Here is a 14,620-nt window from a genome sequence, read left to right on the forward strand (position 1 = left end):
ATATTTGTGAGTAAGTCTCTGCAAGCCATTCGTGGCATGAACGACATCCTGCCGGATCAGACGCCGCTGTGGCGCTACTTCGAGGGCACGGTCTCGCGTTTGCTGGATAACTACGGTTATCGCCAGATCCGCATGCCGATCGTCGAGTTCACCGACCTGTTCAAACGCTCCATCGGCGAAGTCACGGACATCGTCGAGAAAGAGATGTACACCTTCGCTGACCGCAATGGCGATTCGCTGACCCTGCGCCCTGAAGGCACGGCGGCCTGCGTACGCGCGGTTCTCGAGCACGGCATCACCGGTGGCGGTCAGGTGCAGAAACTCTGGTACATCGGCCCGATGTTTCGCCACGAGCGTCCGCAAAAAGGCCGTTATCGTCAGTTTCACCAGATCGGTGTCGAGGTGTTCAACCTTGATGGTCCGGACATCGACGCCGAGCTGATCGTTCTGACCTGGCGTCTGTGGGGCCTGCTGGGTATTCGCAATGCCGTCAAACTGGAACTCAACAGCCTGGGCACCAGTGAAGCCCGCGGCCGTTATCGTGAAGCGCTGGTCGAGTATCTCTCGGCGCGTCACGAGCAACTGGACGAAGACAGCCAGCGCCGTCTGAAGACCAACCCGCTGCGTGTGCTCGATACCAAACACCCTGAAACCCAGGCTGTGCTGATTGATGCCCCCAGGTTGGCAGATTATCTGGATGACGAATCTCGGATTCACTTCGAAGGCCTGAAGGCGCGTCTCGACGCAGCGGGGATTCCGTACGTGATCAACCCGAAGCTGGTTCGCGGCCTGGATTACTACAGCAAAACCGTATTCGAGTGGGTCACTGACCAGCTTGGCGCTCAGGGCACTGTCTGCGCGGGCGGCCGTTACGACGGTCTGGTCGAGCAGATGGGGGGCAAACCGACCTCGGGCGTGGGCTTTGCCATGGGCATCGAACGTCTGGTGCTGTTGCTGGAAACCCTTGAGCAGATTCCCGAAGAAATCGCCCGTACGGTCGACGTTTACGTCTGCGCGTTTGGCGAGGCCGGCGAGCTGGCAGCGCTGACCCTGTCCGAGCGCTTGCGCGATCAGGCGCCAAATCTGCGTCTGCAAGTCAATGCCGGGGCTGGCAGCTTCAAGAGCCAGTTCAAGAAGGCCGACAAGAGCGGTGCGCTGTACGCGCTGATCCTTGGCGACGAAGAGCTGGCGCGCAAGGAAGTGGGCGTCAAGCCGCTGCGTGGTCAGGGCGAGCAACAAAATATTGCCTGGGATGCTCTGTCCGAGCACCTGGCCACCTGCATTTCGCAGGGTTGAAGCAGATAAAAGCCGATTGAGCGAATAGGAGTATTGGGGTGTCGAGTACCGATGATGATGAGCTGGTTGCCGTAAAGGACTGGTGGCAGCGTAACGGCAAGCCTCTGCTGACCGGCGGCCTGCTCGCGGTGATCGTGGTGTTGGGCTGGCAAGGCTGGCAGCGCTATCAGAACAACCAGGCGCAGGGTGGTTCGGCGCTGTACCAGCAATTGCTGGAAACCGCACTGACGCCAAGCGGCCAGGCTGATGCAGGCCGTGTGGCCGAGATCGCCGGCAAGCTGAAGAGCGAATTCGGTGGCACCGCGTACGCCCAGTACGGCAGCTTGTTCGTGGCCAAAGTGGCTGTGGACACCGGCAAGCTGGATGACGCTGCGAACGAACTGAAATCCGTGACCGACAAGCCGGCCAACGCGACCCTGGGTGAAATCGCCCGTCAGCGTCTGGCTCGTGTCCTCGCTGCACAGAACAAGGCCGAAGACGCGCTGAAGCTGCTCGACGGTCAGGCCGACCAGTCTTTCGCGGCCAGCCGTGAAGAGCTGCGTGGCGACCTGCTGGTTCAGCTGGGTCGCACCGATGACGCTTATGCTGCATACAAAAAGGCCAAGGCGGCGCTTTCCGAAGAAGCGGCTGTTGGCGGTCTGCAAATGAAGCTCGACGATCTGGCGAAAGGGGATGCGTGACGTGATTCGTTGGAAACATGCAGCATTGCTGGCTCTGGCCATTCTGGCCGCGGGTTGCAGCAGCAACAGCAAAAAAGAGCTGCCACCGGCAGAACTCGTCGACTTCAAGCAAGAAGTGACCCTGCAGAAGTTGTGGAGCCGTTCCGTCGGTGACGGTCAGGGCGACATCTACAACATGCTGGTTCCGGCCATCGACGGCGAGAACATCTACGCTGCCGATGCGAACGGCCTGGTCATGGCGATCAACCGCAGCAACGGCGACGTGGTCTGGAAAAAAGAGCTTGAGCAACCGGTATCCGGCGCCGTCGGCGTAGGTTTCGGTCTGGTCATGCTGGGCACGTTGCGCGGCGAAGTCATCGTCCTCGACGAAGCCACTGGCGAGCAGAAGTGGAAAGCCAAGGCGACCAGCGAAGTGCTGTCCGCTCCGGCCACCAACGGCAGTGTCGTGGTTGCCCAGACTCAGGATGACCGGGTTATCGGTTATGACGCCATCACTGGTGATCAGCGCTGGATCTACGAGAGCAGTCCTGCGGTTCTGACATTGCGGGGCACCGGCGCACCGATTGCCACCAGTTCGTTGGCCATCGCTGGGCTGTCGACCGGCAAGGTTGTGGCGCTGGACATCAACAACGGCGTCCCGGCCTGGGAGCAGCGCGTTGCCGTTCCGACAGGTCGTTCCGAGCTGGATCGCGTGGTCGACATCGACGGCGGTTTGCTGCTTTCCGGCAACACGCTGTATGTCGCGACCTATCAGGGCCGCGTAGCCGGCCTGGAACTGCAGAGCGGTCGTGTGCTGTGGCAGCGTGATGCCTCGAGTTATTCGGGTGTGGCGCAGGGCTTCGGCAGCGTTTACGTTTCGCTTGCCAACGGCACCGTGGAAGGCATCGATGAGCGCTCTTCCACCGGTCTGTGGAGCAACGACTCGCTGGCCCGTCGCCAACTCGGCGCGCCGGAAGTGTTCTCCAGCTACGTCGCGGTCGGTGACATGGAAGGCTATCTGCACCTGCTGAGCCAGGTCGATGGCCATTTCGTCGCCCGTGAAAAGATCGACAGCGATGGCCTGCGTGCTCGCCCGCTGGTCTCCGGCAGCACCATTTACGTCTTCGGCAACAGCGGCAAGCTGGAAGCGCTGACGATCAAGTAGTGGCTGTCTATGCTTGAGGCGGTCGAGTATCGGCTTCTTCAGGCGGCCCCGCTTCCATGGGGCCTGCGGCGCTTCGGCGTCGCTCCGAACTCCGGCCGCTGCCTTGCAGCGGCTTTTGTATTTTCTGAAATAACGAAGTGGAGAGCCGCATGGTTCCCGTAATCGCCCTGGTGGGTCGACCGAACGTCGGCAAGTCCACCTTGTTCAACCGCCTGACCAGGACTCGTGACGCCATCGTCGGCGACTTGTCCGGTCTGACCCGTGATCGCCAATACGGTGAGGCCAAGTGGCAAGGGCGCTCCTACATCCTGATCGACACCGGCGGTATCTCCGGTGACGAACACGGCATGGACGAAAAAATGGCCGAGCAGTCGCTGCTGGCCATCGAAGAGGCCGATGTCGTGTTGTTCCTCGTTGACGCCAAAGCAGGCTTCACGGCCGCCGACCAGATGATTGGCGAGCACCTGCGCAAGCGCAACAAGACGTCCTACGTCGTCGCCAACAAGGTCGACAACATCGACCCTGACATGGCCCGCGCCGAGTTCGCACCGCTGGGCATGGGTGACGCGATTCCGGTCGCCGGCGCTCACGGTCGAGGCATCACGCAGATGCTCGAGATCGCCCTGCGCGATTTCCCGAAAGACGCTGACGAAGTCGAAGAAGGCGAAGAAGAGGAAGTCGTCGCCGAAGGTCAGGAAGCCAAGCGCATTCCCGGCCCGAGTGAGAAGGACGGCATCAAGATCGCGATCATCGGCCGCCCTAACGTCGGCAAGTCGACGCTGGTCAACCGGATGCTCGGTGAAGACCGGGTCATCGTCTACGACGAGCCGGGCACTACCCGCGACAGCATTTACATCCCGTTCGAACGCAACGAAGAAAAGTACACGCTGATCGACACCGCCGGTGTCCGCAAGCGCGGCAAGATCCACGAAGAAGTCGAAAAGTTCTCCGTGGTGAAAACCCTGCAGGCAATCAAAGACGCCAACGTGGTGATCTTCGTTATGGACGCCCGCGAAGGCGTCGTCGACCACGACCTCAACCTGCTGGGCTTTGCCCTTGAATCCGGTCGGGCCCTGGTCATCGCGCTGAACAAGTGGGATGGCATGGTGCCGAGCGAGCGCGACTACGTGAAGGTTGAGCTGGAGCGCCGGTTGTTCTTCGTCGACTTCGCCGACATCCACTTCATCTCGGCGCTGCACGGCACCGGCGTAGGTAACCTGTATCAGTCGGTGCAGAACTCGTTCAAATCCGCTGTGACCCGTTGGCCGACCAGCCGTTTGACCCAGATCCTTGAAGATGCGGTCAGCGAGCACGCTCCGCCGATGGTGGGCAGCCGCCGCATCAAGCTGCGTTACGCTCACTTGGGTGGCGCGAACCCGCCGTTGATCGTGATCCACGGTAACCAGGTCGAGAAAGTGCCGAAGTCGTACGTCCGGTATCTCGAGAACACCTATCGCCGCGTGCTCAAGCTGGTCGGTACGCCGATCCGCATCGAGTTCAAGGGCGGCGAGAACCCGTATGAAGGCAACAAGAACACGCTGACCGACCGCCAGGTCAACAAGAAGCGTCGGATGATGTCGCACCACAAGAAGGCCGACAAGAAGCGCCGCGACAAGCGCTGATCGTGTAGAGGTCTTTCTCGGAAAAGGCGCCAGTGGCGCCTTTTTTTGTGCGCGACATCTGGGCTATCCTGCGGGTCCCCGAGCCCTTCAGGTGTCGGGAGTGGAGCAGGAAAACCCCCATGATCACCAGCAAACTGCCGAACGTTGGCACCACCATTTTTACTGTGATGTCTCAGCTTGCCGCCGAAACCGGGGCGATCAATCTGTCTCAGGGTTTTCCCGATTTCGATGGGCCCGACGCATTGCGTGAAGCCCTTTGCCGCCGCGTCATGGACGGCAACAATCAATACGCGCCGATGGCCGGCCTGCCGGCGCTGCGCGAGCAAGTCGCCGCCAAGATTGCGCGGTGCTACGGCCGTCAGGTCGGCGTCGACAGCGAAATCACCATCACCCCCGGCGCCACCCACGCCATTTTCTGCGCCATCCAAACTGTTGTGAGCGCCGGCGATGAAGTCATCGTCTTCGACCCGTGCTACGACAGTTATGCCCCTTCGGTAGAACTGGCCGGCGGGCGCACGGTGCATGTGCAGCTCAAGGATGGCGACTTCGCCATCGACTGGGAAAAGCTCAGCGCAGCGCTGAGCCCTCGCACTCGTATGATCGTCATCAACACGCCGCACAACCCGAGCGGCGCGTTGATCACCCGCGACGAACTGGACTGCCTGGCGGCGTTGATTCGGGATCGGGACATTTACGTGCTCAGCGACGAGGTCTATGAGCACCTGGTGTTCGACGGCCTGCAGCACGCCAGCGTGCTGGCCCACGATGAACTCTATCAGCGCGCGTTTGTGGTCAGTTCGTTCGGCAAGACCTACCACGTCACTGGCTGGAAAACCGGCTACCTCGTTGCGCCGCCGGCACTGACCGCCGAAGCGCGGAAGATCCATCAGTTCGTCGCGTTCTGCGGGGTTACACCGCTGCAATGGGCGCTGGCCGATTTCATGGCGGCGCACCCTGAACATGTCGAGGAACTGCCGGCGTTCTATCAGGCCAAACGCGACTATTTCTGCGATCGCCTGGAAGCCTCGCGCTTCACGTTCACGCGCGCCAGCGGCACCTACTTTCAGCTCGTTGATTATTCGCAGATCCGCCCGGACCTCAATGACGTCGACATGTCGCTGTGGATGACCCGCGAGCACGGTGTCGCGAGCATTCCCATTTCGGTTTTCTATCAGAATCCGCCCGAAGGCCAACGCCTGATCCGGCTGTGCTTCCCCAAGCGTGAGGAGACGCTGCGTCTGGCGGCGGAGAAGCTATGCGCGATCTGAGTACGCTGCCCAATCTGAATATCGCGTTGGTTCAGACCACGTTGGTCTGGCACGACGCCCCGGCGAACCACGCCCACTTCGAAGAGCTGCTGGCCCAGGCCAAGGGTGCGGATCTGGTGATCCTGCCGGAGATGTTCACCACTGGCTTTACCATGGCGTCCGAAACTCAGGCCGAACCTGAAGACGGCCCGACTGCCCAGTGGATACTGGCGCAGGCCAGGCAACTGGATGCCGTGGTGACCGGAAGCGTGATCATTCGCGCCGCTGACGACAGCCATCGCAATCGCTTGCTGTGGGCGCGGCCGGACGGCGAGCTGCTGCATTACGACAAGCGCCATCTGTTCCGGATGGCCGGCGAGCACGAGCATTACAGTCCGGGCGAGCGCCAGGTGCAGTTCGAGCTCAAGGGCTGGCGGATTCGTCCGCTGATCTGCTACGACCTGCGTTTTCCGGTGTGGAGCCGTGACGCCCACAACACCGATCTGCTGCTCTATACCGCCAACTGGCCGGGTGCTCGCCGTCTGCACTGGAACCGCTTGCTGCCGGCGCGCGCCATCGAGAACCTGTGTTACGTCGCTGCGGTGAATCGTGTGGGGATTGATGGCAAGGGCTTCGCCTACACGGGCGACAGCCAGGTTCTGGATTTTCAAGGCGAGAGCCTGCTTAACATCGGCGAGGCGGACGGGGTGTTTCAGGTCAGCCTGTCAGCGCAGAGCCTGGCGGCCTACCGCGAGAAATTCCCGGCCTGTCTCGACGCTGATACATTCGAGATACAGTAACGTCATAGAGTTAGTGGGCGAGTGGTCGATAGCGGTTGTACCCAGACAGGAGATCGGTATGACCACCATCAGCACATCCTCATTGAGTTCGTATTCCACCAGCTTCACCGTGGCGGTCAAGAAAGACGCCACGACGACGGCGGCAGACAGCGACACCTCCACCACGACAGATGCCACTTCGGTGTCTGCATCGACGACAACGACTGCAGCGGGTGGCGCTGGCGGTGCCGGTGGGGCAGGCGGCGCGTCTGATTCTTCCAGCACCAGCGAGCAGGCCATCGAGAAGCTGGAAGAGCAGATCAAGGAAACCCAGAAGCGCCTGCAGGAGCAGCAACAGCAACTCGCTGCCGCTCAGGCAAGTTCGGGTTCCGATGAGGAGAAATCGGCAAGGGTGATGGCCATTCAGGGACAGATCTCGTCGACGACCGCCAGCCTGTCCACGGAGCAGGCGGCGCTTCTACAACTGCAGAAGTCCGGCAGCATCAACACCACCGCCTGATTCACTGATTCAAACATAACCCGCTCCATGACCTCGGTCGTGGGGCGTATTTGCGTCTGCAATAAATCCGACTTCAGATGTTTGTACGCTGGCCGATACAAAGTGCACCTCATAAGGAGTTCATCATGACCACCATCAACACCAGTTCGTTGGGCGCTTACTCCAGCGTGTTCACGGCTGCCGTCAAAACTGACGACTCCACCAAGAGCGATGCCAAGACCGCCAGCGTCGAGCTGCGTGGCAATGTGTATGGCGACTCCAAGGCGGCCGGCGCCAGTGAGTCAGGCGACGCGCCGAGCATGAAGGAGGAGATGATCAAGCAGTTGCAGGAGCAGATTCAGCAAACCCAGAAAATGCTCCAGCAGCAGCAGGCTCAGTTGGCCGCGATCCAGGGCAGCAAGACGCCCGATGAATTGAAGGCCACGCAGGTCATGGCGATCCAGCAGCAGATTTCCGGGACCATGGCGCAGCTGGGCGCATTGCAGGCGTCCCTGTTGAACTTGATGAAAGTCAAAGTCGACACCACGGCCTGATAATCCGGCGCTCAAACAAAAGGCCCTGAAGCTTGCACTTCAGGGCCTTTTTTATCGTAGGAATGATTGCCGGCAGTTATGCCGCCTTTGTCGCGTCAGCCTGCAGCAAGCCACGATTGAGAGCGCTAAACAGCGCCTTGAAGCTGGCCGTGGTGATGTTTTCGTCGATGCCGACGCCATGCACCGCCCGGTCACCGTTCACACGCAACTCGATGTAAGCGGCGGCCTTGGCCGTGGTGCCTGCGCCGATGGCGTGTTCATTGTAGTCCATGATCTCGGCTGACACCGGGAGACCAGCGACCAGCGCTTCCAGGGCGCCGTTGCCGGTGCCTTTCCAGCGCAGATTGCTTTCGCTGTCGCTCATTCCGGTCACGACCACTTCGACTGCGCTGTTGCCGTTTTCTTCTTGCAGACGATGGCTGACCAGCGCGTACGGCTTGTTGGCCTGCAGGTATTCACGCTTGAACAGCGAGTAGATCTGCTGAGCGGTCATCTCCAGGCCCAGTCGATCGGTCTCGCCCTGAACCACTTGGCTGAACTCGATCTGCATGCGACGCGGCAGGGAAATACCGTATTCCTGTTCCAGCAGGTAAGTGATCCCGCCCTTGCCCGACTGGCTGTTGACGCGGATCACCGCCTCGTAGCTGCGGCCAATGTCGGCCGGGTCGATTGGCAAGTACGGCACTTCCCACATCGTGCCTTCTTTCTGCTGGGTGAGGCCCTTGCGGATCGCATCCTGGTGGGAGCCGGAGAACGCGGTATGCACCAGGTCGCCGACATACGGGTGACGCGGGTGCACCGGAATCTGGTTGCACTCCTCGACGACCTTGCGCACGCCGTCGATGTCGGAAAAGTCCAACTGTGGATTCAGGCCCTGGGTGTACATGTTCAGCGCGACCGTCACCAGGTCGACGTTGCCGGTGCGCTCGCCGTTGCCGAACAGGCAGCCTTCAACGCGATCCGCGCCGGCCATCAGGCCCAGCTCGGTCGCCGCCACGCCGGTGCCTCGGTCGTTGTGGGTATGCAGGCTGATGATCACGCTGTCACGGCGTGAAATGTTGCGGCAGAACCATTCGATCTGGTCGGCGTAGATGTTCGGGGTGGCGACTTCGACGGTTGCCGGCAGATTGAGGATCACCTTGTTCTGCGGCGTCGCGTTCCACACTTCGATCACGGCGTCGCAGACTTCCTTGGCGAACTCCAGCTCGGTGGCGCTGAAGGTTTCAGGCGAGTACTCGAACTGCCATTGGGTTTCTGGCTGCAGGGCGGCGTATTTGACGAACAGCTGAGCGGCATTCACGGCGATGGCTTTAACGCCGGCTTTGTCTTGGTTGAAGACGATGCGGCGGAAAGACGGGCAGGTGGCGTTGTACAGGTGGACGATGGCTTTTTTGGCGCCGCGCAGGGATTCGAACGTCCGTGCGATGAGGTCTTCGCGGGCCTGGGTCAGCACCTGAATCGTGGTGTCGTCGGGGATGTGGCCGTCTTCGATGAGCGTGCGCACAAAGTCGAAATCGGTTTGCGACGCGGAAGGGAAGGAGGCTTCGATTTCCTTCACGCCGACTTGAACGAGGGTCTTCCAGAAACGCAGCTTTTTGACCGCATCCATGGGCTCGATCAGCGACTGGTTACCGTCACGCAAGTCGGAACTGCACCAGATCGGCGCCGCAGTGATGGTCTTGGAAGGCCAGGTGCGGTCAGGCAGGTCGATGACAGGAAAGGCGCGGTACTTGGTCGAGGGATCTTTGAGCATGGTCATGTGAATAATCCTTGTTGTACTCAGGGCCGAAAGAAGGCGGCCAGCCGGTTGATGCGAGAGTAGCACTGCGGGTGAGCGTCGAGGCACCGCGTTCAGCTTTGCAGTCGTGCACTGACGAGGCAGAGGCAGCGATGTTGACGCATCAGAATGAGGGTGTGAGAGGTTTTCATGTCGCCAAACGTAACCAATGGGGTGAAAGCTGGCAAGCGGTTGGGAAAAATTGAGAGAAGTAACCGGTAAAAACTTCAGGTTGAGATTCTATTGCCAGATTTTGATGCTGTGCGCGATTTAATTGCTGGTGCGATTCGGTCTGAACGTACCGGCCGTTCCAATGGTAGGACCGGCTTCAGCCGGGAAGGGGCCAGATCGCATGCCATCAGATTTGCAGTGCAGCGCCTGACGCCTTCCCGGCTAAAGCGGGTCCTACAGGGGTCCTACAGAGCTACTCATCCCTCTAAATCGTTACGGCTGAAACGCATTGATGAAAATGGCCGGATCCACCCGCGCGTCATTCAGGCTGACGTTCCAGTGCATGTGCGGTCCCGTCGCGCGACCGGTCGAACCCACACGCCCGACCACGCCACCACGCGGCACGGCATCGCCGACTTTTACGTCGATCTTCGACATATGGCAGAACATGCTGATAAAGCCCTGCCCATGATCGACGAACACCGTATTGCCGTTGAAGAAGTAGTTACCGATCAAAATCACCTTGCCCGCCGCCGGCGACTTGATAGGCGTACCGGCCGGAACCGCGAAGTCCAGTCCGGCGTGAGGATTACGCTCCTCGCCGTTGAAGAAACGTCGCACGCCGAATTTGCTCGAGAGCGGCCCGTCCACCGGTTTGTCCAGCAGAAGGTTGCTCGGGGTCACGGGACTGAACGTACGGTAGGCGCGGACCTGCACATCGAGTTCCTGCTCAATGCGCTTTAGGTCGTCCGGGTTGGGATTGACCTGGCGCTGGTTTTTCAGGGTAATCCGCTGCTCCGGGTACTTCTTGTTGCCCACCACGAAAGGCAGGTTACGGCCGCCGCTGCTGACCTGCTGCGACGTGCCTGGCTTGACGCTCAGCGGAATGCCGACAATGGCCAGCCAGCGGGCGTCCTGATCCTTGACCACCAGCACCGGCTTGCCCTGCCACGTGGCCTTGGGTGCTTGCGCGGCGGGGCCAAGATCGACCACCGCCACGCCGCCCGGCACCGGCTTGTTGAGCAAACGGGAAATGTAGCTGTCAGCGTAGGCGGGCAGGGCAGCGCAAAAGACCAAGGCGGCAGTGGCCAACGAGCGGGATAGAAGAGGGAGCATTGATCAATCCAGAAGTGAAAGGGTGACAGGCGTCAGATGGTTGTCTTCAACGCGCACTTGCAGCTCGCCATCCGCCAGCTTTGCCGTCAGGCGCTGACCCTGTTGCGTCTGCTCGGCAGCGCGGATGGCCCTGCCGCGTTCATCCAGCAAAATACTGTAACCACGGCCCAGGGTCGCCAGCGGGCTGACCACGTTGAGCGTCTGCACCTGACTTTGTAGCTGCAGGCGACGGCTCTTGAGGTTTTCCTTGATCGCACGGGGCAGGCGCTCGGCCAGTACTGCCAGGCGCTGACGCAGAAACATCAGCGTGCGTCCCGGATGTTGCGCGGCCAGGCGGCTTTCCAGATGGCTCATGCGCACTTGGCGCTTGTGCATCTGCTGCTCAAAGGCACGACGCATGCGCATGTCCAGATCGTCGAGGCGCTGGGCGCGCTGGCGCAGGCGCTCGCCGGGGTGACGTAGGCGGCGGGAAATACCGTCGAGACGCAACTGCTCGCGCATCAGCCGGTCCTGCATGCGGCTGATCAGTCGGCGTTCCAGGCTGTCGACTCGGCGTTGCAGATCGCTGGAGTCCGGCGCCAGCAGTTCTGCGGCGGCGGAGGGCGTCGGGGCGCGCACGTCGGCCACGAAGTCACTGATCGAGACGTCGGTTTCGTGACCGACCGCGCTGACAATCGGCGTCACGCATGCGTCGATGGCCCGGGCCACGGCCTCTTCGTTGAAGCACCAGAGGTCCTCCAGCGAGCCGCCGCCCCGGGCGAGGATCAACGCATCGAAGCCGCGATCGTCAGCAAGTTTCAGGGCGCGCACGATCTGGCCGATGGCCTCGCGGCCCTGCACAGCGGTGGGGATCAGGGTGAGTTCTACCTGGGGGGCGCGACGGCGAAACACGCTGATGATGTCGCGAATCACCGCGCCGGTCGGGGAGCTGATGATGCCGATGCGCTTGGGGTGCAGGGGCAGGGCGACCTTGCGCTCGGCGCTGAACATCCCTTCGGCGCTGAGCTTCTCTTTCAGCGCATCGAAAGCCAGACGCAGCGCGCCATCGCCAGCAGGCTCTACGGTGTCGAGAATCAGCTGATAGTCGCCGCGGCCTTCAAACAGCGAAACCTTGCCGCGCACCTTGACCGCCAGGCCGTCCTTCAACGCCTGACGCACCCGCGCCGCGTTGCTGCGAAACAACGCGCAACGCACCTGGGCGCCGGAGTCCTTCAGCGTGAAGTAAACGTGCCCGGAGGCCGGACGCGAGAGGTTGGAAATCTCGCCCTCGACCCAGATGCTGGAAAACACATCTTCCAGCAGCACGCGTGCGCGGCCGTTGAGCTGGCTGACAGTGAGGACGTCCCGGTCAAGGCCGAGTCTTGCGAAGGGGTCTTTGATCATGGCGGCATCATAAAGGCATTGGGGCACGGGTCACCAGATGAGATCGCTGACGGCGCGCGCCCCGACGGCCATACTTGACGTCACCGACAGCGCGATTAAGCTGCCGCCCCCGATTACTCGCCAGACAGGCTCGTCATGGACACCCAAAGCATCATCGTCCCGCAAATCTCCAGCTTTCCTGCGCACGAAGCGAAGGCGCGGGCGATCCTGCGCTGGCTGGTGAAGCTGAACGTCGTCGAAGAATCGCTGACCACCTGTGGGCGCAGCTTCAACCGCATGGCCTACGCGATTGCCCCGGGCGCGCGACGCTTCGTCGAAAACCCGGACGCCTTGCCATTCGGTCAACCGGTCAACGGTCTGGAAATCGTCCTCAAGCGCTGCATCTATACGCCGCAGCAGGGCTTCAAGGAGGAGGCCGGTTGCCCGGAATGCCGGCGCGAGATCGGCGAAGCCCTGTTCGACAGCCTGGAAGACTGGATGCCGGGCCACACCGACAACTTCATGTGCCCCGAATGCCGCCACGAAGACGACATCAACGGGTTTCTGTTTCTTGAGCCGTGCGGGTTCTCGAATCTGGGGTTCATCTTCAACAACTGGCTGGATGCCGGCTTCAAAAGCAGTTTTGTCGAGGCGTTTGCCGAGCGAATGGACCGGCCGGTGTCCCATGTCAACGTCAGGATGTAGATCTGCGCGGCTGTCATTGGGCGCCGTAATCCGGCTCATGCGTAAATAGCCTGATCTTTACATTGAGATAGTGCAGGTGTCTGGGTACAATGGCGCGCTTCCATTTTCCCGCTCGGGAGCCCAGCGATGCTGCGTATCAGCCAAGAAGCCCTTACATTCGACGACATTCTCCTTGTGCCCGGTTATTCCGAGGTGCTTCCCAACGAAGTCAGTCTTAAAACACGCCTGACCCGTGGCATCGAACTCAACATCCCCCTCGTTTCCGCCGCTATGGACACCGTCACTGAAGCCCGTCTGGCAATCGCCATGGCTCAGGAAGGCGGCATCGGCATCATCCACAAGAACATGACCGTCGAGCAGCAAGCTGCCGAAGTGCGCAAGGTCAAGAAGTTCGAAGCGGGTGTGGTCAAGGATCCGATCACCATCGAGGCTGACGCCACCGTTCGCGATCTGTTCGAACTGACCCGTCAACACAACATCTCCGGCGTTCCGGTCCTGCATGACGGCGAGCTCGTCGGCATTGTGACCTCCCGCGACGTCCGTTTTGAAACCCGCCTTGATGTGCCTGTTCGCGAAGTGATGACGCCGAAAGAGCGTCTGGTCACCGTCCGCGAAGGCGCCGACAAGTACGAAGTGCGCGATCTGCTGCACAAGCACCGTCTGGAAAAAGTCCTGATCGTCGACGACAAGTTCGCGCTCAAGGGCATGATGACCGTCAAGGACATCGAGAAATCCAAAGCCTGGCCGCTGGCGAGCAAAGACGACCAGGGTCGCCTGCGTGTCGGCGCTGCGGTCGGCACCGGTAAAGACACCGGCGAACGTGTCAGCGCACTGGTTGCTGCGGGCGTGGACGTCATCGTTGTCGACACCGCCCACGGCCATTCCAAAGGCGTGATCGACCGCGTTCGCTGGGTCAAACAGAACTTCCCTGACGTGCAGGTCATCGGCGGCAACATCGCCACCGGCGCCGCTGCACTCGCACTGGTCGAAGCGGGCGCTGACGGCGTCAAGGTCGGCATCGGTCCTGGCTCCATCTGCACCACCCGTATCGTGGCTGGCGTGGGCGTCCCGCAAATCAGCGCCATCGCCAACGTGGCTTCGGCACTGGAAGGCACCGACGTTCCGCTGATCGCCGACGGCGGCATCCGTTTCTCGGGTGACCTGTCCAAGGCCATCGTTGCCGGTGCCTACTGCGTGATGATGGGTTCGATGTTTGCCGGTACTGAAGAAGCACCGGGCGAGATCGAGCTGTTCCAGGGCCGTTCGTACAAGGCCTATCGCGGCATGGGTTCGCTGGGCGCAATGTCCCAGGCTCAAGGCTCGTCGGACCGTTACTTCCAGGACTCGTCCGACGGCGCGGAAAAACTCGTACCGGAAGGTATCGAAGGCCGCGTTGCGTACAAGGGTTCGCTGACTGCCATCGTTCACCAGTTGATGGGCGGCTTGCGCTCCTCGATGGGTTACACCGGCAGCGCCGACATCCACGAAATGCGCACCAAGCCTGAATTCGTGCGCATCACCGGTGCCGGCATGGCTGAGTCCCACGTTCACGACGTGCAGATCACCAAGGAAGCGCCGAACTACCGCGTAGGTTGATCGGAACGCGCCTGATGACTCAGGCGCGTTTCACGAATTGTGTACCGGGGCTGTTCATGACAGCCCCGTCTT

Annotated in this window: 13 protein-coding genes; 10 read left to right on the forward strand and 3 right to left on the reverse strand. The window is 61.0% G+C overall.

The genetic code is table 11. From position 1 onward, the window contains the following. Positions 1-6 precede the first annotated feature (6 nt). The 8 genes from hisS (at position 7) to SLW75_RS10595 (ending at position 7,821) form a co-directional block, all read left to right on the forward strand. Positions 7-1,296, forward strand: a complete 1,290-nt coding sequence (gene hisS, locus SLW75_RS10560; protein ID WP_410934437.1) for a histidine--tRNA ligase — start codon at positions 7-9, stop codon at positions 1,294-1,296. Positions 1,297-1,334: 38 nt separating this feature from the next. Then, the gene (locus SLW75_RS10565; RefSeq protein ID WP_065990005.1) at positions 1,335-1,976 is read left to right on the forward strand and encodes a tetratricopeptide repeat protein; all 642 of its coding nucleotides are present in this window, start codon (positions 1,335-1,337) and stop codon (positions 1,974-1,976) included. Then, positions 1,969-3,120, forward strand: a complete 1,152-nt coding sequence (bamB, locus tag SLW75_RS10570) for an outer membrane protein assembly factor BamB (protein ID WP_065990004.1) — start codon at positions 1,969-1,971, stop codon at positions 3,118-3,120. The genes SLW75_RS10565 and bamB overlap by 8 nt, the downstream gene beginning before the upstream one ends. A 149-nt stretch (positions 3,121-3,269) precedes the next feature. Next, on the forward strand, positions 3,270-4,742 hold the full coding sequence (gene der, locus SLW75_RS10575; RefSeq protein WP_065990003.1) for a ribosome biogenesis GTPase Der: 1,473 nt from the start codon (positions 3,270-3,272) through the stop codon (positions 4,740-4,742). Positions 4,743-4,861: 119 nt separating this feature from the next. Then, positions 4,862-6,010 carry a pyridoxal phosphate-dependent aminotransferase gene (locus SLW75_RS10580; RefSeq protein WP_410934438.1) on the forward strand — a complete coding sequence of 383 codons (1,149 nt, stop codon included), beginning with the start codon at positions 4,862-4,864 and terminating at the stop codon, positions 6,008-6,010. Beyond that, complete coding sequence (locus tag SLW75_RS10585; RefSeq protein ID WP_410934439.1) at positions 5,998-6,789, forward strand: amidohydrolase; 792 nt, start codon at positions 5,998-6,000, stop codon at positions 6,787-6,789. The genes SLW75_RS10580 and SLW75_RS10585 overlap by 13 nt, the downstream gene beginning before the upstream one ends. Before the next feature lie 58 nt (positions 6,790-6,847). Continuing rightward, a complete protein-coding gene (locus SLW75_RS10590; protein ID WP_296315429.1) occupies positions 6,848-7,288 on the forward strand; it encodes a hypothetical protein in 441 nt (146 codons plus the stop codon). Between the two features lie 125 nt (positions 7,289-7,413). After that, positions 7,414-7,821, forward strand: coding sequence for a hypothetical protein (locus SLW75_RS10595; protein WP_065989998.1), 408 nt, complete (start codon positions 7,414-7,416; stop codon positions 7,819-7,821). Positions 7,822-7,897: 76 nt separating this feature from the next. Here the strand turns inward: SLW75_RS10595 and leuA are convergent, their stop codons facing one another. The 3 genes from leuA to xseA all read right to left on the reverse strand — a co-directional run bounded on the left by leuA (position 7,898) and on the right by xseA (position 12,268). Further along, positions 7,898-9,580 (reverse strand): 2-isopropylmalate synthase, encoded by a 1,683-nt coding sequence (gene leuA, locus SLW75_RS10600; RefSeq protein ID WP_192132305.1) that lies wholly within the window; start codon positions 9,578-9,580, stop codon positions 7,898-7,900. Between the two features lie 462 nt (positions 9,581-10,042). Further along, positions 10,043-10,885 carry a peptidoglycan DD-metalloendopeptidase family protein gene (locus SLW75_RS10605; protein WP_410934440.1) on the reverse strand — a complete coding sequence of 281 codons (843 nt, stop codon included), beginning with the start codon at positions 10,883-10,885 and terminating at the stop codon, positions 10,043-10,045. A 3-nt stretch (positions 10,886-10,888) separates the two neighbouring features. Then, positions 10,889-12,268, reverse strand: a complete 1,380-nt coding sequence (gene xseA, locus SLW75_RS10610) for an exodeoxyribonuclease VII large subunit (protein ID WP_065989994.1) — start codon at positions 12,266-12,268, stop codon at positions 10,889-10,891. 135 nt (positions 12,269-12,403) lie between these two features. On the opposite strand from xseA, the gene SLW75_RS10615 reads away from it, so the two are divergent. Both SLW75_RS10615 and guaB read left to right on the forward strand, forming a co-directional pair. Continuing rightward, complete coding sequence (locus SLW75_RS10615) at positions 12,404-12,952, forward strand: sugar ABC transporter ATPase (RefSeq protein ID WP_410934441.1); 549 nt, start codon at positions 12,404-12,406, stop codon at positions 12,950-12,952. A 126-nt stretch (positions 12,953-13,078) separates the two neighbouring features. Next, positions 13,079-14,548, forward strand: a complete 1,470-nt coding sequence (gene guaB, locus SLW75_RS10620) for an IMP dehydrogenase (protein WP_065989989.1) — start codon at positions 13,079-13,081, stop codon at positions 14,546-14,548. The last annotated feature ends 72 nt before the right edge of the window (positions 14,549-14,620 follow it).

This window comes from Pseudomonas sp. W5-01, assembly GCF_046540435.1.
GTDB classification, from domain to species: domain Bacteria; phylum Pseudomonadota; class Gammaproteobacteria; order Pseudomonadales; family Pseudomonadaceae; genus Aquipseudomonas; species Aquipseudomonas graminis_B.